The following is a 22,531-nucleotide window of genomic DNA, read 5'->3' on the forward strand; positions in this document are numbered from 1 at the left end:
TTATGAGTTTAAAAACACACATTGAAAACGAATTAGATCCATATTTAGTAGAAATTGATGACGGATCACACTATCCTAAAGCCTTCATTCAAACTTTATTTAAAGAAGGTTTTTTTAAAGAAAATGATGTCAAAGCAAATTCAGAAGTCATCGAAGAAGTATCAAAATCTTGTCTGACAACTGGCTTCTGTTTATGGTGCCAACTGGCATTTTCCACCTATTTACAAAATGCAGAACAACCCCATTTAAATAAAGACTTACAACAGCAATTACTATCAGGAGAAATTCTAGGTGCTACAGGATTATCAAATCCGATGAAATCATTTAATGATTTAGAATCATTCAACTTGTCACATCACTATAATGATGAGCAATTCATTGTAAATGGTAGATTACCTGCGATTAGTAACATTGCTGCAGATCATTATTTTGGTGCTATTTCTAAATCTGAAACATCAGATGAACTTGTAATGTTTATCGTTCAAGCCAATCAAGAAGGCGTATATATAAATGAAATGTCTACCTTCTTAGGTGTGAATGGTTCAGCAACATTTTCAATTGAAATGAATGATGTGCACATACCTGAAGCACATATTATTACACACGACGCAAAAACATTTGCATCTAAAATACGTCCACAATTTGTAGCGTTACAAATACCGATTGCATTAGGTTCTGTGCGATCATCACTTGATTTAATTCATAAATGCTCTAATGCACAAAATGGTATTAACAAATATTTAGAATATGATATTCAAGACTTTGAAACATCTTACAACGCTATAAAAAAACAATTTTACAGTTTATTAGATACAAATGATTTACAGAATCAATTTGCTGACTTAATTGATTTGAAAAAAGAAGCCGGTTATTTACTACTTGAAGTTAATCAAGCATCCATGGTTAACGGTGGTTCTAGAGCATATTCACCTCGTGCACCACAAGCACGTAAATTAAAAGAAGGCTTTTTCTTTGCAGCGTTAACACCAACATTAAGACATTTAGGTAAACTACAAGAAGAATTCAAAAAGCAGTAATGCTTCAGTTAAATAGATCACTTTAGAAACAGTGATAACTACTATAAAATAGAAAACCTCATTTTTATAGTAGGCTGGGACATAAATACATGTTTCAACTTCAATCTTTATTTGAAACTAGCTGAAGGCTATAGGATGAGACTGTGCTCGAAGAAAACGCACACAAAAAAACAGCGAACAAATGTGTGAAAACACAATTATTCGCTGTTTTTTTTGTTATGCTTTTACAAACCATTCAATTGCACGTTTAATACTTTTATCCCAATAAGCATAATCATGTTTACCAGGACCACCCTCAAATTGATATGGAACTGCCTTTTCATCTAAATACTTGATGAATTGTTGATTATCTTCATGCAATTTATCTTCCGTACCACACATGATAAGTAACTCCGGGATAACTTTCTTTTGGTCGATTGCTTGATCGACTAAATGATATGGATCTAATTCAGTACCTTTAACACTTTTACTTGTCCCCGCTATAGCTTCACCTGAGAAATCATACCAATCAAAATCCATAAGGTGTTGACCATTAAACACTGCTGATAACGGACAAGCTTTAGCAAAACGATGGCCTTGTGATAAAGCGTATTTTATTGTGCCATAGCCACCCATAGAGTGACCAGCAATAAAGTTATCTTCTCTTTTATCAGATAATGGTAGAATTTGATGCGCATAATCTAACACTTCTAATACATAATCAAAATAGTTATGACCATAAACCATGTTACTGTAACCACTGTGGTCCGCGTTTGGCATAATGACTGCTAATTGATGCGTATTAGCATAACGTTCGATACTTGTGTAACGCATATAAGAAGTTTCATCACTTGAAAGACCATGTAGTAATAATAAAGTTTTCAGTGGTTTCGGTTGTGCTGCTTTATTAAAATAACTTTCATCTTCCGGTAAAATCACCATAAAATGATGATGCATACCTATCGTTTTAGAATTATAATTAATTGATAAAATTGCCAACTTTAATCACTTCCCTTTATTAATTCATACTTTGTGGTTTATGTTTTTCTTTTTTCTGTGCTTTGTTTGAAGGATCTAAACGTTTTTCTAAAAACCTCAATCCAACGTCAATTAGAATTGCGATTAATGCAATTGGAATTGCACCTGCAAGAATAAATGTCGTTCCATCTGTTGCGTTTGTACCGCGAATAATAATGTCACCTAAAGTTGGTGCTCCAATAAATGACCCAACCGCTACAACACCAATTGCTACAACCAGTGCGATTCTTAAACCACCTAAAATAACAGATAAAGACAACGGCAACTCAATCAAACGTAACACTTGATTTCGTGTCATTCCCATACCTTTACCAGCATCTTTAATGTTTGCATCAACACCAATAATACCTGTAAAAGTATTTTTAATTATAGGTAACAATGCATATAAGAACACCGTTAAAACAACTGTATTTGGACCTAGGCCCATCACTAACATTAAAATAGCTAGCATCGCAATAACTGGTACAGTCTGTATAATATTCGCAATTGTAATAATCGTCCATGATAATTTTTTATATCTAGCGATAATAATACCTAATGGTATACCTACAATTGCTGCAAATAGAACACCATATACTGACATTAATAAATGCTTAATAAATAAGTCCCATAGGTAGCCAAAGTTAACTGAATAATATTCGACTAATTGTTGTAATAAATTACCTTCCATTAGTTTTGACCACCTTTCTTATCGTCTTCAAAATAGTTATGCTCTTTCAAGAAATTTTTAGCTACAATTGCTGGTTCTTGTCCTTCTCCATCTGCTTGATAATTAAGCTTTTGCATTTCGTCTGTTGATATTTTGTCATTTAATTTATTAATAATTGGTTTTAATTTCGGATTTTTTTCTAATAAATCATTAGTTGCTACTGCACTCGCATCGTATGGTGGGAAAAAGTGTCTATCGTCTTCAAGTACTTTTAAGTCGTACCCCTCAATACGTCCATCCGTTGAATAACCAACTGCTACTTCTAAGTTTTTTGAATCTAATGCATCATATACAAGTCCGATTTGCATTGGACGCACCGTATCAAAGTCAAATCCATATTCTTTCGTAAATCCTGGATAACCATCACCTTCACGGTGTAACCATGAACTGTCTACGCCAAGTCTTAACTCATTGCTATATTTTTCCAAATCTGACACAGTTTCTAAATTATATTTTTTAGCCGTTTCTTTAGTAACCATAAATGCATATGTGTTCGCAAAACCATATGAATCAAAGAATGTTTGATCAAATTTCTTTTGGAATCCATCTTGGATAGCTGTCATCGCTTTTTCAGGATCTTTTATTGGGTCCTCGTTTAAGGCGCCAGTTAAATCTGTGCCAGTATATCTTGCCCCTGACATGTTCGCATCACCATTCACTAAAGCATTGTGTTGAATAGTACTTGAACCTAAATTGTTAATTAATGATGGTTTAATCTTACCATCTGTATCATGTTCTATAATAAGTCTCAACATATGAGACATAATTTGTGATTCGCTCGTTGCAAGTGCTGTAATTTTAACTTCATCATCTGAGCTGCTACCACTTAAACCAGGTAAACTACATCCAGATAACACCGTCAGACATAGTACAAGCACGATACTATACTGTTTAAACTTCTTCATAATGTCCTCCTTTTATTATCTGGATACTTTTAATCCTTTTGGCACAGCCCATTTTTCGACTATTGAAAGTAATACGTCTACAATTAAAGCTAATATTGTAACAAGTATAGCTGCACTTACAATCATCAATGGGTCATATAGATTTAAACCGTTAAATACAAAGTCACCTAAACCGCCTGCACCAACATAACTTGCTAGCGTCGCCCAACTGATTACATATACAGATGATAATCGAATACCACCTAATATAAGTGGTAATGCTAACGGTAACTCAATATCTTTCATAAGTTGTAACTTGGTCATTCCCATACTTGTGCCAGCTTCTTTAATATTATTGTCGATATTTTTGACGCCTAACACAGTATTATTCAATATTGGTAAAAGTACATAGATAAATAATGCTACAATTGCCGGTAATTTTCCCACACCAAATATCGGTATCATGATAGCTAACACCGCAAGCGTTGGTATTGTTTGAAGTACACCAGCAATTGTGAGTACGATATTTGAAGTTCTTTTCATTTTGGATAAGATAATGCCTAACGGTACAGCAACTACGATAGCGATTAACAATGCGATCATTGAGATATAAAAGTGTTCAGCTGTTTTTGACATCAGTTGCCCACCATATTGCTCTATGAAATCTTTCATTATTTATCAGCTCCTACATTTTCGGGCTCAACTATTGCATTTTGATTCGAATTGTCATTTTCATCTATTTCACCCCAGATACTGTCATAAACAATATCCACTAGGTTTGCTCTCGTAACTAATCCAATTAACGTTTCACCATCTTTATCCACTACTGGAACATTTCTTACATTTCGTTTTAAAATTGTACGTACTGAATCTTGCAATTTACTATCTATTCTCACTCTATAAATATTACGTTGCATCGTATCGATAAGCTCTTTGTTTGCACGTAACCCTTGATTAATATCTTCAATATCTAAATAACCCAGTAATCTACTGTTATTACCTACCACAAAAATAGTATCTACACGACGTTCTCTCATGACTTTAACTACTTCGTTCAGTGAACGATCTGCATGTACAGTGACCGGTTTAATCATTGCATCCTTAACTGTACGCATGTTTGGACGATCCTGAATCAATCTATTTTGACCAATAAAATCACGTACGAAATCGTTTGCAGGTTGACGTAATATATTATCTGGTGTATCAAATTGTATAATTTGTCCTTCAGACATAATACAAATTTTGTCTGCTAGCTTAATCGCTTCATCCATATCATGCGTAACAAAAACAAATGTTTTACCTAATTTTTGTTGTAATTCTTTCACTAAATCCTGTAAAGTATCTCTCGTAATCGGGTCTAATGCACCAAAAGGTTCATCCATTAATATGACATCTTGTTCAGCTGCTAATGCACGCACTACCCCAATACGTTGTTGCTGTCCACCAGATAATTGAGATGGATATCTATCTAAAAACTCTTCAGGTAAATCTACAAGTTCAATTAATTCTTTCGCTTTACGTTCTTTCTTTTCTTGAGACCATTTTAATAATTTCGGCACTAAAACGATATTTTCTCTGATCGTCATATGAGGCATGAGTCCTATTTGTTGAATTACATAACCAATTTTTCTACGTAATTCTACTGGGTTCATTTTGCGGACATCTTCGCCATTGATTGTTATTTGTCCCTCAGTAGCTTCTATCATTCTGTTAATCATTCTTAAAGCAGTCGTTTTCCCACTACCACTTGTTCCTATAAACGCAATAAATTCACCAGATTGAACATCTAATGATATGTTATCTACAGCTTTCTTCCCACCACCGTAAACTTTTGATAAGTTTTTAATACTTAACATGGTTCAATTCCTTTCTATGTACATATTTAAATTAAAAATATTTCATAATAAATTTAGGACTACCTGTGAATGTTATACAAATTCTAAAATAAGTAACAACATAGCTACAAATAGCCCTAATTTATTCGTTTTGGTTGTTAAAAAACAAATCACTTATACAATAAATTAAAATTTGATTTTGTTACTCTATATAATAAGATACCTTAATTAATAAAAATAAACAATTTATACTCATGTGTTTTGTTTCTTAAAACATTCAATAAATGTAGTTAATCAATCGTTTCAAATTGATTTCATTATACTATTTATGCTTAATACCAATTAGATGACCAAGCTCTTGGGGCTTATTTTCCATCGTATTTATAGTAGCATAATCTTCAATTGCTTTTTTTATCATTTTTGGAAATGCTTCGGGCTTATCTATAGCTGTATTCATACCCATGAGCATTACTTCATAAGTTGCACAGCGAGATTGATTTGTATCTGTTAATGTCATAAATACATGTAAACGTTTCGCATCATAATCATATAACTTTACATTAACTGAGATTAATTCATCCACTTTAATTTCTTTTAAATACATCACATGATTTTCTAAAGTGAACACTGTGTATTGGCTTTGTGCTATCCACGCTTTATCTAATCCTAAATAGGCAATCCAAGCGTCTGTCGCATCACTAAAAACACGATTATATTCAGCATCATTCATATGACCATTGTGATCTACCCAAATATCTTTCACTTTAGTCGTATATTCAAACTGTGAATGTATCATATTAATACACCGATGGATTTGTGGCTTTTTTCATTGATGGAGTATCTCCGGGCCAATATTCTTCTGCTAATTTTTTAACTTTGATTAAAAATTCGTTGCGCTTTTGATCAAGCTCTGACATTGTTTGTCCTTGTGATGATGCTTCACATCCATTAACGACTTCATCATATAAGTCTTTCGTTAATTCTGGTGCTACTAATTTAGTCCATGGTTTTTTCAAAGCTGGACCAAATTGTTTTAACATGTGACGCATACCACCTTCTCCACCTGCCAAATGGAAAGTCATGAATGGTCCATATTGTGCGTAACGTAAGCCTGCCGCATGTGTGAATGCTTTATCTACTTCTTCTGTAGTAGCTATGCCATCATTTACAATATGCAATGCTTCTCTCCAAAGTGCTTCCATTAATCTATCAGCAATATGACCTTCTATTTCATGTCTTACATGTAATACGTCCATGCCAATACTTTCATAAGCTTGTTCAGCTTTTACTGTCGTTGCTTCCGCAGTTAATTGTCCAGGAACAATTTCTACAAGCGGTAAAATATATACCGGATGGAAGGGATGAGCGACAACTAAACGCTCTGGATGTTGCAAGTTTTGCTGTAACTCTGAAGGTTTAATACCTGAAGTACTTGACCCTATTATTGCATCAGGTCGTGCATAAAAGTCTATTTCAGTAAGCACTTGCTCTTTTAATGATTCAATTTCAGGCACATTTTCTTGTATATGATCTGCTTCTTTAACTGCTTCTTCTAAATATGGTGTAAATGTAAGGTTTTCTAATGAAGCACCTTCTGCTAAGCCAAGTTCCTCGGCATATGGCCAATTTTGTTTTACTTGTTTCAACATTCTTTCATATGCGCCTTCACTTGGATCAGTAGCGATTACTTCATGTCCATGTGCTAACATTCTTGTAATCCATCCACTACCAATAACGCCTGTACCTACAACTGCGAATTTCATTTTATGCCTCCTTGTGGATCTCTAAGTTGATATTTTTCACGCGCTTCAGCTGGCGTCATTGGTGCTATATCTAAACCTTTTAATATTTCTACAGCCTTTTCAACGAGTTGTTCATTAGTGGCTTTGACACCTTTTGCCAAATATAAATTATCTTCTAATCCCACACGTACATTGCCCCCACGTTTAGCCGCTTCTTCTACTGTTGGAAATTGCATTCTGCCAATACCAAATGCTGACCAATGTGCATTTTCAGGTATACGCGTCTTAAAGTATTCTATCGTTTCAGCGTCATTTTCTGCGCCCCAAGGAATACCGAGACAAAATTGGAACATTGGTTCTCCTTCAATTAAACCTTCATTTATAAGTTGCTTAGCAAATGAAATATGACCACTATCAAAACACTCTAACTCAGGTTTAACCCCAGCACCTTTAACAAGTTGTGCTTGTTCTCTTAACCAGCCTGCTGGACTTAAGTAAAGTGCATCACCCATATTGACGCTACCACAGTCTAGGGTACACATTTCTGGTAATAATGTGCCTACAGGTTCATGTCTTTCTTTGGGCGTTTGCATGTCTGTTCCTTTTGCACCAGTATATGGGTCTTCTAGATTAGGAATGAAGTCTCCTCCGCCACCAGAAGTAATATTTATAACAATATCTTCGTCTGCTTCTCTAATTAATTTCACTGCTTCTTTAAAAAATTCAACGTTATGACTAATGCCACCTGTTTTTGGGTCTCTAGCATGTATATGTGCCACAGTCGCTCCTGCTCTTGCACATTTTATCGCTGAATCAGCAATCTCTTGAGGTGTTATAGGAACACTTTTATTTTTTTCTGTAGTATCACCAGCACCTGTTATAGCTGCTGTTAGCATAACTTTCTTCATTAATATAAACCTCCAAAAGAGTTTTTTAATACATCAATTAGTGTACCAACCAGACGGTTTAGTTTCAACCTTATAAGGTATAAAAAAAGGGGCTAATCAATTTTGAATCATTGACTATCCCTATATTATCAGTGCTTTACATGAAAATTACATTTAATTATTTTTTTATAATTTCTATTATTATCGACCCTTTTCAATCGATTTCTTCATTTTTAGTATAAGTTGTTAACCTTTCTAAAACCGCAGTTCGCATCGAATCATCAATTGCAGCTAAACCAAATATTTCAGACAACCATAGTCCATCAACTGCCATTCGAATAATTGTCGCATCAACTTTGTCTAAGCCATCATTTTCAATATTGAATTGCCATTCTTTATATGTGTCTTGTAAAGGTAATAATAAATTACTATTTATACCTTGTGCGGCTAACATCCCTGAAGTGATAGATGCATTTTCAGAACTATATTCGCGTGTAGCATCTATAAATGCGCGTATCCACTTACCTTGTTGTTGGTCACCACTTTGTACATGTTTATCAACGTTAATTCGATATATTTCGTCTGCATGGTCGACAAGCCCTTGAATTAATGCAAATTTGTTTTTGAAATGATACAACAAGCCACCTTTACTTACGCCTGCTTTCTTAGCAACAGCGTCTAAAGTTAAATATTCACTGCCTTGTTCATTAACGATAGATGCAGCTGCTTCTAGTAATTGTATCCGTTTAGAAACTCTTGGCATTAATACACCTTCTCTCCAAAAGTACTTTACGAGTTGGTATCTCATAACACTTTTTATATTCGAGCAAACTATAAACGATAATCGTCAAAGTTGCAACTGTATCTTATTATTATTAATTAAAATCATGACAAGTAAACAAGCTATGTGAACTACATACACTTTTTATTTTTAATAAATATGAGTACATCTTAAAATCATTCCAATTTTTTTCAGTTCACTTAAATTAAGTTGCTATTTTGTAGACTTATTTTGCTATTTTAATATCAACTTCAAGTCTATATTATTTATCATCTATGCCCTTACCCTCTAAAATATGATCTACATATTTTTCAACACGTTTCTCACGTGTTGTCGCTCTTTTAGCTTGTCCTATATGGAACATGTACTGTCTCTGTCTACCAGGTGTTAAATTATAAAATGCTTCTTCAAGTTCAGGGCTGTCATTTAATTTTTTTTGTAGTTCTTCCGGCATTTCATAGTCTTTTGTTTTTTTCATTGGCACTTGCTGACCTGATTTTTCAATTCTTATTGCTTCTTCAACATACCATTTAATTTCATCTCTTCGGTTTTCAATTTCGTCTATACTTTCAAAGCGCAGCTGTCTTGCAGCCTGGACATTTTTCGTTTGTTGGATAAGTGATTGATATGGGTCTTCCATGATAGACCCTTTTTCAAAAAGCAAAGCACAATAATGTTTGAAATCTTGAATAATCACAACATTCTTATTGTCTAACGTGTAACAAGGATGCATCCATTTATAATCTTCTACTAATTCAGTTTCTCGAATAATTTCTCGCATTATTTTAAATTCATCTTGCCACTGTTTCAGTCTATCTATAAATGCATCTACTTTAATATGGTATTGTTCATTAGCCATAAAATTTACACCTCTTTATAATGATTTTATTTATCTTTATTCTACTATGAAATGATTAATTTTATCTATTTTTAATCATTTTAATAATTACACCAAGTTTTCCGATTGATTTACTATGAGTTAAATGTTTATTATGTTATGATTTTTTTATTATTTAGACTATTTCATAGAATGTAGAGGTGATTTTAATGCAACAAGCAACAAATTTAAAAAAAGTACTAGGTTTAACTGACGTCTTGGGTATTGCTATCGGTCAAATCATAGGTGCTGGTGTCATGTCACTGACTGGCATTGGTATACAGATGACTGGTAGTGGCATAACGCCAGCTTTTATTTTATCTGCTATCATCACCTTACTTACGATGCTCCCTATCGCAATATTAGGTTCAACATTACCTACTACTGGCGGAATGTATCAATACACTAGTCGTTTATTGTCTCCAAAGACAGGCATTTTTTGGTTACTATTATTTATCTTTTTACAGATCACGTTGTCATTATATGCATTGTCATTCGCGCAATATTTAGAAGGCCTTTTCCCTGGAGTACCCGTTAGGATTGTCGCTTTCTCACTATTAACTATTTTATTTATCGTAAATATCGTTGGTATTAAATCAGCCTCTATTATTGGAAATATTATGGTAATCACTTTAATCGTTGCTTTGTCTTGCTTTATTGTATTTGGTATTCCAAATGTTAACTTTGGTGTATTTAATACAAAATCTATGCTGCCAGATGGTTTCACCGGATTCTTTACTGCTGTAGGCCTTGTTTCTTTTGCAACTGGAGGTGCTCAAGTAGTTGCTGAACTTGGTGGAGAAATGAAAAACCCTAAAAGGGACATTCCAATTGTTATTATTGTTGCTACTATATTTGTCGGATTATTATATGCATTTATTGCCTCAATTGCAGTAGGCGTATTACCTATTCCAGAAGTAGCAGGTAGACCTTTAACGAGTGTCGCAAAAGAGGTATTACCAACCCCGGCATTTATCTTCTTCATGGTCGGTGGCGCAATGTTTGCTTTAGCAACAACACTTAATTCGACTTTTACTTGGGTAACAAAAAGTTTATTAGTGGCAATTCATGATGGTTATTTGCCTAAATATTTAGGTAAAGTAAACAAACGTTTTGGTACACCTCATTGGCTATTACTTATTTTTTACATTATTGGTGCATTGCCTATTATCACAGGTATGTCTTTAGACGTTGTTGCACAACTTGGTACAGGCATCTCTCTAATCGTATTTGCATTTCCAGCCTTAGCTGTGACACAATTGCCGAAAAAATATCCTGAAGCATATAAACAATCCCCATTTAAAGTCCCTTATCCTATTCTGGTGACAATTGCTATATGTGCAATTATAGTCTTGTTATGCCAATCCTATTTACTAATTTCAGATTTAAAATTAGGTTACATCATAGGTACCTTTATATATATTATTATCTCAGCTTTTATTGCTCATTTTTCAAATAAAAAAGCTAATTTAAAAATTAGTGAAATACAATTAAATTCTAAACAAATTCCTGACAAACAAACCAACTTTTCTAATAATTCTATAACTTAATAAAAACGAGGACGAACACATGCCATTAATTTTTCAATCGACATGTGTCCGTCCTCGTTACTGTTTAGATTCCCAACATTCTGCTTTCTTCTCAAAAGTAAATCTTAATTTACTTATAAATAAAGCATGTTTATTACTAATTTTTGTGAATCAATCAACTATTTTTGATATACTGAATTAATTTTACTTACGCTTTATTATATTTCACTACATTTTTCAAACTTATAACCAATATGAGTGCTACTAAAGCAATGGCACCACTAAAGTAAGTTACAGCTAAAACATCTATTTTCGAAACAACTAAACCACCTATGATACCACCGATACCAATACCAGCATTTAAGCTCGACATATTCCAACTCATCACTTGACTTGTATCCCCATCAACGTGTTCGATAATACCACTCTGAACTGCAGGATTTGTACTCCATTGCATGATGTTCCAAATAAAGATAACCATTAATAACAAACCAGTACCTGGTAAGAATACATTCAATATTAACATCATAAGAATAAATATTGAAGTTGCAATCGTTAACCAGCGCTTACTTGTTAATTTATCGGATAGTACTCCGCCCATTGAAGTTCCTATTACACCTGCAATACCATTGATTAATAATGCTATAGAGACAAATGATAAATCATGACCACTGGACAACATTAATGGGTTAATGTAGATGAATGTAACGGAATTCGCTACTAATAATAGGAATGTAATCCCTAAATATTTTGTGATTTCTGCTGGCCTTAAGATTTTAGAATAATTACTTCCACGTTTTTGACTACTTGTACTTGTTGTAGATGCTTTGAACTCTGGATCAGGTACATAAAAGTACATAAGAATACCAACAAGTATACTTACAGCTACTATAAATAAGAACGTAAATCTCCAACCAATTAAGTCACCAATAATTGTTCCAATAGGTACACCGAATACGTTAGCACCACTAAAACCTGAATAAACGATACCTATCATTTTCCCACGATGTTGAGGTACCGTTAATAAAGCTGTTAATGCTAGTATCTTTACTACAATTAAAGCTGCAGCCGCTGAAGATAAGATACGTCCAAATACTAAAATAGTAAAATCAGGTGCAACTGCAATAATCACGTTCCCCAACATAAACATTACTAACGCCCATAATAATACTGGTCTTGGTGAAAAACGATTTGTGACTTTAACCAAGATTGGTCCTGCAATTGCAAATGTAATTGCATATAAAGTTACTAATTGACCAATAATTGCTTCAGAAACACCTAAATCATTACTCATTAAATTCATAATCCCAGCAACCATCATTTCAACCATACCTACGATAAATATACTTAAAATAAAGGTTGTAATTCGCATAGCTGACATACGTTTCACCCCTTTCTTTTATTTCGTTGTAATTTTTACATAACCACTATATTATAAACCATGCGTCAACAGGTTTGAATATATTTACTTAGTGTAGTCTCTGACTTATTAATATAATTTAACAATTCACAAAGTACTGCAGTATTCATTAATTAGCTAATAAAGTTTAAAATAACAATGAATAAAGGGAACATCCTATTTGAGATGTTCCCTGACTGAGTTCCTTCTATGAAAATCAGCGTTGTTTAGCGTGTAAGTGACGCCCTATCAGTTGATTTCGATGATTAAAGAATTGTTTGTAACTTAAGTATGTGGCAATAAGGGCTGACATGATTGTTGCTGTTGTGTGAATAAACACAACCATCAATTGAAATTTAACAGCTTCTAATGGATCAACACCACCAATAATTAATCCTGTCATCATACCAGGTATAGATACAATTCCATATGTTTTAACAGAATCAATAGTTGGTACGATTGCTGTCTTTACACTTTCACGTATTGTGGTTTTAGAAGAAAGTTTCGGTGTAGCACCTAACGCTAATTTAGCTTCAATCCTGCTCATCTCTTTAACAAATTCTCTATCTAAATTCTGATAAGCCAAATTAATAGCAATTAGTCCATTACTCCCAAGCATACCTGCAATCGGAATAACTTCATTAGGCTTGAATTGAATAGCGCCAGTTATAATTACGCCTGCTAATGGTAATGCAACTCCAATAAATATCGCTGTAAAAGATATCCAAAACACATGATGCATCACTGGCGATGCTCTACTGATTGTATTCCAGGAAGCATTAATAATGATAATAAGTACAAATAATAGGAGCAACCATTTTTGGTTTACATCAAAGATAAAATGCAAAAGATATCCTAAAATAACAAGTTGAACGACAGCCCGTGTCGTTGCAACCAGTAAATCTTTAATAATATGTAATTTTTCTTTATAAGAGACAATCATAGGAAAGATTAGGAGTAACCCAGTTAACACTAAAGCTGTTGTACTCATTATAAGTCCTCCTGCTTGTCTATTTTGCCATCAACGATTCGGATTCTTTTTTGAAAATGTTTAATACTCTGATTCGTACTATGTGTAATCCACAAAATTGCAACACCTTCAGCAGCAAGCTTAAAAATAAGTTCTTCTACTTTCTCACTATTTTGCGTATCTAATGCACTAGTCGCTTCATCTAATAATAGTATTTGAGGCTTATACATTAATTGTCTAGCGATCGTAATACGCTGTCTCTCCCCACCTGATAGATGCTCTACATTTGTATTAAAATTATAGTGACCCAGTCCCACAGCTTTTAATAATGTCTTAGCTCTTTTACGGTCAAATTTGTCCTCCCGAACTATAGCAGGAAATGCCAAATTATCGCCAATTGTAAGATCAAATAAATCACTTTCTTGTAATAAATAACTAATATCCATACGTAATGATTCAGGTTTGATTTGTTCATATGCTTTCCCGTTAAAATATATTTCACCATGCGTTGGGCTAATTAAATTACTAAGCAATCGTAACAATGTACTTTTACCGCTTCCTGAAGGCCCTATAATAGCAATTGTATCTCCCTTTTCTATATTCAAATTGATATTATCGATGATGTATCTATTACCTATTTTGTAAGAAACATTTTTAACTTCTAACATCATCTGTCCTCCTTAAAATATGAATCATTTCCTATTATTTATTCCCTAAATCAATTATTTTAATAGCCTTTTCAAGCAATTATTTAGGTTGTAGCGTTCACTTAATAATTAATATGTTGTTCAACAAATTTCGTTCACTTCTTTTTTATTTCGTAAAGACAATAGCTATCAATGAAATTAAATTGTTTACAGCATGTAATGTTATAGCCAGCGCCAAATTCATACCACTCTTTAAATAAACAAAAGCAATTCCAATCGCGATAATAATATATGATCCTATCTCAAATGGAGATGTAGCGCCAATCACATGAACACCTGCAAAGAGTGCAATTGAAAGGACTGTGGCAAAACCATATGTAATTTTTTTCCCTAGTTCATGGATGATTAAATGCCTAAATAATAATTCTTCAATAATAGGCGTTAAAATAACAATATCAATAAATAAAAATGGTAACATCCTATTATCAACGAACATTTCCTCTAAGAGCATTTGATTTTGTGTTTCATTATATTGTAATGATTTAGGCAAAAATTCCATTAACCCAGCGTAAGCGGAATTTAAAATTAAAATTAATATATATGCAGCAATCATCATCAATAGATATCGAGGTACTTTTTTAAACCTATCGATTGCAATCGATATCATCCTATCTTTTCTATGCATTGCATAAAAGCTATATATAATTATTATTTCTGCAATGACTGCGCTCATGATTAATATATTTTCATCAGTAAAAAACGATTCATTTTTTATATCAATAATAGAATATATGCCATAGATTAAAACAAAGAAAATAATAGGAACTATATTATTCATAACAATATATATGGGGAATAGCCAAAAATCTTTTTTTACAATTCTGTCATTGTTCCATATGTTTTTTTCATTGTGATCTTTTTTTATCTCTTGAGTTGACTGTTGAGCCATATGACACCTTCCTTATCTTTGTATACAATGAATATACCATGTTTTAAATTACTTATATACATTTTATAATATATTTATTCTGTATCTATACTCAGCAATAGTACATTGGTCAGCCCCACTTTATAGTAGTTATCATATTGTAAAAAGCTCATTTTGTTGTAGTATATATATAAATAAGGAGGGATGTTACATGGCAATTTTGACAATATTACAATTCATCGTAAATATCATCATAGTGCTAATTTTATTAAGTGTATTAATTATTGGGGGATTTTTACTATTTAAAGATAAGCGCCAAAAGCAACATAGTGTATTACGTAATTACCCATTACTTGCACGTGTTCGTTATTTTGGGGAAAAAATCGGTCCTGAACTCCGTCAATATTTATTCTTAGCGGATACGAAAGGTAAACCATTTTCCAGAAATGATTTTACTAATATAGTATTAGCTGGAAAATACAATTCTAGGATGACGAGTTTTGGGACGCAAGAAGATTACAAAGATGGATTTTATTTACAAAATACAATGTTTCCTTTACAAACATCAGAATTACACATTGATCAGTCACCTATGATTTCTTCTTTTATCTATGAAATTGATAATGAACGTCTGTTCAATCGTGATGAACATAAAATTCAAGCTGAACTTAATCCTTATTATATATCAGAAGAAAATCGCATCACTTTAGGCGCAGAACTTAAGCATCCATTCAAACCTAGGCGCTTAGTAGGTCAATCTGGTATGAGCTATGGTGCATTAGGTAGAAATGCAATCACTGCACTTTCTAAAGGGCTTGCTCAAGCAGGCACTTGGATGAATACCGGCGAAGGGGGATTATCACAACACCATCTTTCTGGAGGCGTGGATCTCATCTTTCAAATTGGACCGGGATTATTCGGAGTACGAGATAAAGCAGGCGTATTCGATATAGATGCCTTTCTCAAGTTAGCGCATAATGATAAGATTAGAGCCTTTGAAATCAAACTCGCTCAAGGTGCTAAAACACGTGGTGGACATATGCAAGGTAATAAAGTAACTGAAGAAATTGCAAATATACGTATGGTTGAACCATGGAAAACAATTAATTCTCCTAACCGTTTCGATAGCATTGATAGTCCAGAAGCTTTACTTAATTGGGTCACTCAGCTCAAGCAACAAGGTCAAAAACCGGTTGGCTTTAAAATTGTTGTAAGTAAAGTTTCAGAAGTAGAAAAACTTGTACAAACTATGGTTGAAACGAATCAATATCCTAGTTTCATAACTGTTGACGGCGGTGAGGGCGGCACTGGTGCAACATTCCAAGAATTGCAAGATGGTGTTGGTTTACCTTTATTTACGGCTTTGCCTATTGTAACTTCATTGCTTGAAAAGCATGGTATACGTAACCGTGTTAAAATTTTTGCATCCGGAAAGCTTATCACTCCGGATAAAATCGCAATTGCTTTAGGACTGGGCGCAGACTTAGTAAACGTGGCGCGTGGCATGATGATTAGTGTAGGATGTATTATGAGTCAACAATGTCATATGAATACTTGTCCAGTAGGTGTAGCTACTACGGATCCTAAACTTGAAAAAGGTTTGATTATCGATGAGAAAAAATATCGTGTCACTAATTTTGTAACAAGTTTACATGAGGGGTTATTTAATATAGCAGCTGCGGTTGGCGTTGAATCACCTACTCAAATATCTAAAGACCATCTTATTATTAAAAATAAAGATGGCGGAATTCAATCTATACGAGATTATAAATTGAAACTGATTGATCAACATCGATGACATAAATAGAGCTCTATTACTTAAAAGCAATTAAACTGCTTTTCAAAGTGATAGAGCTTTTAACTAATGACCTGCTTCATTTATTTGTTGCGTTAGTTTTGTTTCTATAGTACTTTGTTCATCTTCTAATGGATTGAACTCAAATTTCTCACCATTTATAAATACTGTTGGTATCCCTTTGATTCCACGACTAAAAGCTTCTTCATTAATCGCTAAAGCGCGTTCATCAGCTTCTTTCTGAGGCGATAAGTTAAACTCTTGCTGCATTTTTGTTTCTATAGTAGCAAAATCAACTGTCCATTCTTTCTGAGTGTCATACAATTTTCGTATCTTTTCTAGTGTTTCATCAGTATTTTGATAATCTAAATGAATATTTGCAACCGTACCTTTTAACAAACCTTGCTTCGTTTTATCATAATGCTTAATTACATGTTGTACTTTGCCTTGATCTATCAGTGGTTTTAATGATTGATCTGCGGCTTTAAAATAATTTTTACAATATGGACAAGCCAAATTTATAAATGATTCCACTTTAACAGGCGCATTTGATGACCCTAATGTAAGATGTTTAACTTCTGTCATATAAAATCCCTCCACTTTATCTATATTCATATTGAAACATGGTTATTCTTTTTATGCACACTTTTAGTCTGAGTGATTTAGTATGGATTTAATTTTCAAATAAATCAATGGCATTCCTCGCTGCTTAATCTCCCATATAGTCAAAATGCTATGTAATCGCATACTTCATGTTAAAATAAAGTTATCAATTTTAATGGGAGGCATTATATGAACAATTCAGTGAAGTTATTAAAATCTCTAACAGATGTTGATGGTATTGCAGGCCACGAAATGGCAGTAAAATCTTTAATGCACGAATATTTAACACAAGTAAGCGATGAAATCATAGAAGACAATCTAGGCGGCATTTTTGGTAAAAAGACTGCTACTAAAAGTAATAAAACCTTAATGGTTTCTGGTCACTTAGATGAAATCGGCTTTATGGTGACTAAAATAGATAATGACGGCTTCCTAAAATTCACCCCAATTGGTGGCTGGTGGAATCAAGTCATGCTCTCTCAAAAAGTAACGGTAACTACAGATGATGGTAGAAAAATCAGAGGTATTATCGGTTCAAAACCGCCACATGTATTATCACCAGAAGAACGCAAGAAAAACGTTGATATGAAGGAAATGTTTATTGATATTGGAGTTAAAAGTAAAAAAGAAGCACAACAATTCGGTATCGAATTAGGCAATATGGTAACACCTTATAGTGAATTCGAAGCATTAGCGAATAATAAATACTTAACCGCAAAGGCTTTTGATAACCGTTATGGCTGTGCCCTTGCAGTCGATGTATTACAAAAACTTAAGAACGACACTATTGACATCAATCTTGTCTCAGGAGCCAATGTTCAAGAAGAAGTTGGTCTTCGTGGTGCTAAAGTAGCAGCCAACAAAATCAAACCTGACTTAGCTATAGCTGTCGACGTTGCTGTCGCATATGATACACCAGGAATGTCGGGTCAAGTAAGTGATACAGCAATTGGTAATGGTCCTGTTGTTATTTTAATGGATGGATCTAATATTGGTCATGTTGGCTTTGTGAAACATATTAAAGCAGTAGCTAAAAAACATAATATTACAATTCAATTAGACACTACTGCTGGCGGTGGCACAGACGCAGGAAGTATTCATGTAGCGAATGAAGGCACCCCAACTGTCGCTATTGGGGTCGCATTACGTTATATGCATTCCAATGTATCTGTGTTACACACGGATGATTACAAAAATTCAGTAGCCTTAGTTACAGAAATCATTAAATCTCTTAATGATGATGTTGTTGACCAAATCATTTGGTAATCTAGGCTTTAACTTAATTACAGTACCCAAATGTAAAATTAAACCAAACATCGCACGTCTTCATATAGGATTTATGGGAGGTAGGATAGAAATCAAAATTTGATTTTCTATCCCCTCCCTTTTTTATACTTTTTAAATAAATAATTTAAACGAATACACGAACGTTCATATATGTTATATATATTTAAACTTTAAAAATTATAAAGTTTTCAGAATATTTATTCTATTTTTATTCCTAATTTGTTATACTACCGATAACTTATTGGGGAGGTCGTTATGATGGTTTCGAATACTAAAGATAAGCCAACACTAATAAATAGATTTTTGAATATTGTAGAAAAGGTTGGAAACAGATTACCTGATCCTAGCATTTTATTTTTCTTAATGTGTGTAGGGCTCGCAATACTTACTTGGGTTGTATCATTGTTTCAGATTTCCGTAAAACATCCAGGCACAGGCGATACTATCGCAATCAAAAGTATTTTAAGTAAAGATGGACTGGCGATGATTCTGAATGATGCCATAAAAAACTTTTCAGAATTTCCAGCATTAGGACTTGTCCTCGCAGTCATGCTTGGTATTGGCGTAGCAGAAAAAACAGGTTACTTCGATAAATTAATGATTCAAGTCGTACATAAGGCACCAAAGCATTTCATTGTGCCAGTCATTATTATTATAGGTATCTTAGGCAATGCTGCTGGTGATGCAGCACCGATTGTGTTACCACCATTAGCAGCTATGGTCTTTATTAAATTGGGCTACCACCCTATTGCAGGTTTAGCAATGGCTTACGCGTCTGCACTTGGAGGATTCTCTGCAAATGTCATGATTGGTATGTCAGACGCATTACTTTATGCATTTACAAAACCAGCTACAAATATTGTTTCTGATAGTGTGCCTGTTAATGTAGCAATGAACTGGTACTTTATTGCAGCAAGTGTCCTCGTCTTATTACCTTCCGTCTATTGGGTTACTATGCGTTTTGTTATTCCTAGATTAGGTAAATATGATGATTCTAATTCAGATATTCAAGCAGATGATTCTAATTCAAAGCTCACACCTCAAGAAAATCGTGCAGTATTTTGGGCTAATATCAGTTTTTTTGTATTGATTATACTGCTTATCATTATAGCTATACCGCAACAAAGTTTTCTGAGGAATGCTAATACAGGTAGTTTACTGAATGATGCGCCTATCATTAACGGTGTGGGACTCATCATATTAGTATTGTTCTTAGTTCCTGGCTTAGTGTATGGCATTATGGTAAAGGAATTTAAAAGTTCTAAAGACTTAGGAAAAATGTTAGCTGATTCAATGTCATCTATGGGTTCCTTTATTGTCATTGTGTTTTTTGCAGCCCAATTACTTGCCTTTTTAGAGTGGAGTAACCTGGGCATTATCGTTGCTGTTAAAGGCGCTTCAATACTTCAAGGTCAAAATGGCGTTGTACTTATCCTAGGTATTATCTTATTAAGTGCACTGATAAATTTATTGATTGGTAGTGCCTCTGCCAAATGGGGTATTTTAGCCCCTATTTTCATCCCAATGCTTATCATTGTAGGTTTCCATCCAGCATTGACTCAAATGCTGTACAGAATTGGTGATTCCATTAGTAACCCGATAACACCTATGATGCCTTACTTGCCATTGCTATTATCTTATGCACAAAAATATGATAAAGACATGAAATTAGGTTCCTTATTATCTAGTCTAATGCCTTATACAATTATATTGAGTATCGTGTGGCCATTATTCATGATTGTTTGGTATCTATTAGGTTGGCCACTTGGTCCAGGTGGCCCCTTACATGTAAAATAAGTTGTTAAAAAGAGACAGACACGAAGGAAATAGTTTATGTGTCTGTCTTTGCTTTCAAACGCCCTAATCTTTGAAATAAGCGACGTATAGTTATATTTTTATTGCGTAATATTAAAATTATTGATCGTATTTTTCTAATTGTTGTAATATAAAAGTAAGAAAAGGGTAAATACAGTACAAGTATAGTAAAATAACCTCATTTACTTAGGAGGAAATTATGGAACGTATAGGATTAATAGATATTGGTTCAAATACCATTCGACTCGTTATTTTTGAATTTGATTATAAAACAGGATTAAATGAAATATTAAATATCAAAACACCGGCACGATTAAGCCAATATTTAACTGACTCTTTGGCTATGAATGATGACGGTATTGAAGTATTAACTAAAGCATTGCGTAGTTTTAAAAAGGTTGCTGACAAGTTCAATATAGATGAATTACATCCAGTAGCAACCGCAGCCATTAGACAATCAACTAACCAAGACCAAATCATCGAACATATCAAAAAAACACTTAAAATCAACATTAGGATCATTTCAGAACAAGAAGAAGCATTTTATGGTTTCTACGCTATCACACATACTACTGACGTTAATAACGGCGTATCTATCGATATCGGTGGTGGTTCTACAGAAGTTACACTCTTTAAAGACAAAAAACTAATAGATTCACATAGTTTTCCGTTTGGTGTCGTTACTTTATCTCATCAATTCTTTGAGGGCAAAGACCATAATGATAAATCAGCAATCAAAAACATGGAAAAATTTTTAGTTAAACAATTTGAGCAACTTTCTTGGTTAAAAAATCAAGAAGTCACTTTAGTTGGTATTGGGGGTTCTGCACGTAACGTTGCGCGCATTCATCAATCTGAGCACTCATATCCTATCGGCGGGGTTCACAACTATGCAATGACTGAAGAGAATATTGATGAAGTGTACTCAATCATTAAAAAAAGTTCATATAATGATTTAAAAGATATAGACGGTCTAAGTAGAGATCGTGTAGATATTATCCTACCCGCAGTAGCTGTCTTCAAGTCATTATTTAATAGAATTAAGGCGAAGCAATTCACCTTTTCTCGAAAAGGACTGCGTGAAGGTTATGCGATGAAATTAATTTCTGAACGACATCCTGAAGAATTTAGAAAAGAGAATATTCGTAAAGACGCATTATACCATTTAGCTAACGAATATCGTATTGAGGAAACAAGTGCAAAACAACGTGTGAAGTTAGCACAAACATTATTAGAGCAATTAATAGGCCTTAAAAAATTAGAGGTCACTCAAAAAGAAAATGAACTATTTGCCGAGGGTTCTTTCTTGTACTACTTAGGGAGATTTATCGATGCTGATTCAAGCTCACCACACACTTATTATATTATCGCGAATTCAATGATTGATGGTTTTCCACACGAAGATCGAGTGAAACTCGCTTTACTTGCTAGTTTTAAAAATAAGTCATTATTAAAATTCTTTAGTCATGAAACAAAGTGGTTGCGCGGTAAAGAACTAGATAACATCCAATTCTTAGGTGGCATTATCAAGTTTGTCAATGCGCTTAATGTGTCTCATACGAGTTCTGTAGAGCAAGTAGAATTACAACAAAATGATGATGGTTACAGCTTATATGTATATTACAACGGTGAGCCTATCGCTGAAGAATATCAATCCTTGAGGCAGAAAAAACATATTGAAAAAATCTTAAAAGATGACCTTTCTATCATCTTTACAAAATCTTAAAATTTATATGATAAGTTATACTTAGCAAAATACAATATTCATACTACAACGAGGTGTAATTAG

At 33.6% G+C, this 22,531-nt stretch carries 21 protein-coding genes; 6 read left to right on the plus strand and 15 right to left on the minus strand.

Annotated features, from left to right (window positions below):
• Window positions 1-2: 2 nt before the first annotated feature.
• The gene (locus tag ACA31_RS10840; RefSeq protein ID WP_057513332.1) at window positions 3-1,037 is read left to right on the plus strand and encodes an acyl-CoA dehydrogenase family protein; all 1,035 of its coding nucleotides are present in this window, start codon (window positions 3-5) and stop codon (window positions 1,035-1,037) included.
• A gap of 216 nt (window positions 1,038-1,253) precedes the next feature.
• Here ACA31_RS10840 and ACA31_RS10845 read toward each other — a convergent pair whose 3' ends face one another.
• The 10 genes from ACA31_RS10845 to ACA31_RS10890 all read right to left on the minus strand — a co-directional run bounded on the left by ACA31_RS10845 (window position 1,254) and on the right by ACA31_RS10890 (window position 9,751).
• A complete protein-coding gene (locus tag ACA31_RS10845; RefSeq protein WP_057513333.1) occupies window positions 1,254-2,015 on the minus strand; it encodes an alpha/beta hydrolase in 762 nt (253 codons plus the stop codon).
• Window positions 2,016-2,034: 19 nt separating this feature from the next.
• Window positions 2,035-2,724 carry an ABC transporter permease gene (locus ACA31_RS10850; protein WP_057513334.1) on the minus strand — a complete coding sequence of 230 codons (690 nt, stop codon included), beginning with the start codon at window positions 2,722-2,724 and terminating at the stop codon, window positions 2,035-2,037.
• The gene (locus ACA31_RS10855) at window positions 2,724-3,668 is read right to left on the minus strand and encodes an osmoprotectant ABC transporter substrate-binding protein (protein ID WP_057513335.1); all 945 of its coding nucleotides are present in this window, start codon (window positions 3,666-3,668) and stop codon (window positions 2,724-2,726) included. The genes ACA31_RS10850 and ACA31_RS10855 overlap by 1 nt, the downstream gene beginning before the upstream one ends.
• Before the next feature lie 15 nt (window positions 3,669-3,683).
• The gene (locus ACA31_RS10860) at window positions 3,684-4,319 is read right to left on the minus strand and encodes an ABC transporter permease (protein WP_057513336.1); all 636 of its coding nucleotides are present in this window, start codon (window positions 4,317-4,319) and stop codon (window positions 3,684-3,686) included.
• Entirely contained in the window at window positions 4,319-5,503 is a 1,185-nt protein-coding gene (locus tag ACA31_RS10865; protein ID WP_057513337.1) for a betaine/proline/choline family ABC transporter ATP-binding protein, read from the minus strand. The genes ACA31_RS10860 and ACA31_RS10865 overlap by 1 nt, the downstream gene beginning before the upstream one ends.
• A 301-nt stretch (window positions 5,504-5,804) precedes the next feature.
• A complete protein-coding gene (locus ACA31_RS10870) occupies window positions 5,805-6,278 on the minus strand; it encodes a thioesterase family protein (RefSeq protein WP_057513338.1) in 474 nt (157 codons plus the stop codon).
• 1 nt (window position 6,279) lies between these two features.
• Entirely contained in the window at window positions 6,280-7,245 is a 966-nt protein-coding gene (locus ACA31_RS10875) for a 3-hydroxyacyl-CoA dehydrogenase NAD-binding domain-containing protein (RefSeq protein WP_057513339.1), read from the minus strand.
• The gene (locus ACA31_RS10880; RefSeq protein ID WP_057513340.1) at window positions 7,242-8,132 is read right to left on the minus strand and encodes a 3-keto-5-aminohexanoate cleavage protein; all 891 of its coding nucleotides are present in this window, start codon (window positions 8,130-8,132) and stop codon (window positions 7,242-7,244) included. Before ACA31_RS10880 ends, ACA31_RS10875 begins: the two co-directional genes overlap by 4 nt.
• Before the next feature lie 193 nt (window positions 8,133-8,325).
• Window positions 8,326-8,874, minus strand: coding sequence for a TetR/AcrR family transcriptional regulator (locus ACA31_RS10885; RefSeq protein ID WP_057513341.1), 549 nt, complete (start codon window positions 8,872-8,874; stop codon window positions 8,326-8,328).
• A 280-nt stretch (window positions 8,875-9,154) separates the two neighbouring features.
• On the minus strand, window positions 9,155-9,751 hold the full coding sequence (locus ACA31_RS10890) for a YdeI/OmpD-associated family protein (protein WP_057513342.1): 597 nt from the start codon (window positions 9,749-9,751) through the stop codon (window positions 9,155-9,157).
• A 188-nt stretch (window positions 9,752-9,939) separates the two neighbouring features.
• Between ACA31_RS10890 and ACA31_RS10895 the strand changes: the two genes are divergently transcribed.
• Window positions 9,940-11,319: an APC family permease gene (locus ACA31_RS10895; protein ID WP_057513343.1), complete on the plus strand. Its 1,380-nt coding sequence runs from the start codon at window positions 9,940-9,942 to the stop codon at window positions 11,317-11,319.
• Between the two features lie 187 nt (window positions 11,320-11,506).
• Here the strand turns inward: ACA31_RS10895 and ACA31_RS10900 are convergent, their stop codons facing one another.
• The 4 genes from ACA31_RS10900 to ACA31_RS10915 form a co-directional block, all read right to left on the minus strand.
• Window positions 11,507-12,679 carry an MFS transporter gene (locus ACA31_RS10900; RefSeq protein WP_057513344.1) on the minus strand — a complete coding sequence of 391 codons (1,173 nt, stop codon included), beginning with the start codon at window positions 12,677-12,679 and terminating at the stop codon, window positions 11,507-11,509.
• Between the two features lie 235 nt (window positions 12,680-12,914).
• Window positions 12,915-13,688, minus strand: a complete 774-nt coding sequence (locus ACA31_RS10905; protein WP_057513345.1) for an ABC transporter permease — start codon at window positions 13,686-13,688, stop codon at window positions 12,915-12,917.
• Window positions 13,688-14,338 carry an ABC transporter ATP-binding protein gene (locus tag ACA31_RS10910; protein WP_253721392.1) on the minus strand — a complete coding sequence of 217 codons (651 nt, stop codon included), beginning with the start codon at window positions 14,336-14,338 and terminating at the stop codon, window positions 13,688-13,690. The genes ACA31_RS10905 and ACA31_RS10910 overlap by 1 nt, the downstream gene beginning before the upstream one ends.
• A gap of 142 nt (window positions 14,339-14,480) precedes the next feature.
• Window positions 14,481-15,263, minus strand: coding sequence for a CPBP family intramembrane glutamic endopeptidase (locus tag ACA31_RS10915; RefSeq protein WP_057513347.1), 783 nt, complete (start codon window positions 15,261-15,263; stop codon window positions 14,481-14,483).
• Between the two features lie 190 nt (window positions 15,264-15,453).
• Here ACA31_RS10915 and ACA31_RS10920 point away from each other — a divergent pair, with 190 nt between their 5' ends.
• Entirely contained in the window at window positions 15,454-17,040 is a 1,587-nt protein-coding gene (locus ACA31_RS10920) for an FMN-binding glutamate synthase family protein (RefSeq protein WP_057513348.1), read from the plus strand.
• 63 nt (window positions 17,041-17,103) lie between these two features.
• Here ACA31_RS10920 and ACA31_RS10925 read toward each other — a convergent pair whose 3' ends face one another.
• Entirely contained in the window at window positions 17,104-17,622 is a 519-nt protein-coding gene (locus ACA31_RS10925) for a thioredoxin domain-containing protein (RefSeq protein ID WP_057513349.1), read from the minus strand.
• Between the two features lie 207 nt (window positions 17,623-17,829).
• Between ACA31_RS10925 and ACA31_RS10930 the strand changes: the two genes are divergently transcribed.
• The 3 genes from ACA31_RS10930 to ppx all read left to right on the plus strand — a co-directional run bounded on the left by ACA31_RS10930 (window position 17,830) and on the right by ppx (window position 22,468).
• On the plus strand, window positions 17,830-18,906 hold the full coding sequence (locus ACA31_RS10930; RefSeq protein ID WP_057513350.1) for a M42 family metallopeptidase: 1,077 nt from the start codon (window positions 17,830-17,832) through the stop codon (window positions 18,904-18,906).
• Window positions 18,907-19,185: 279 nt separating this feature from the next.
• The gene (locus ACA31_RS10935) at window positions 19,186-20,724 is read left to right on the plus strand and encodes an AbgT family transporter (protein WP_057513351.1); all 1,539 of its coding nucleotides are present in this window, start codon (window positions 19,186-19,188) and stop codon (window positions 20,722-20,724) included.
• A 214-nt stretch (window positions 20,725-20,938) separates the two neighbouring features.
• Window positions 20,939-22,468: an exopolyphosphatase gene (gene ppx, locus ACA31_RS10940; RefSeq protein ID WP_057513352.1), complete on the plus strand. Its 1,530-nt coding sequence runs from the start codon at window positions 20,939-20,941 to the stop codon at window positions 22,466-22,468.
• Window positions 22,469-22,531 lie beyond the last annotated feature (63 nt).

The organism is Staphylococcus sp. NAM3COL9 (genome assembly GCF_001431205.1).
GTDB lineage: Bacteria > Bacillota > Bacilli > Staphylococcales > Staphylococcaceae > Staphylococcus.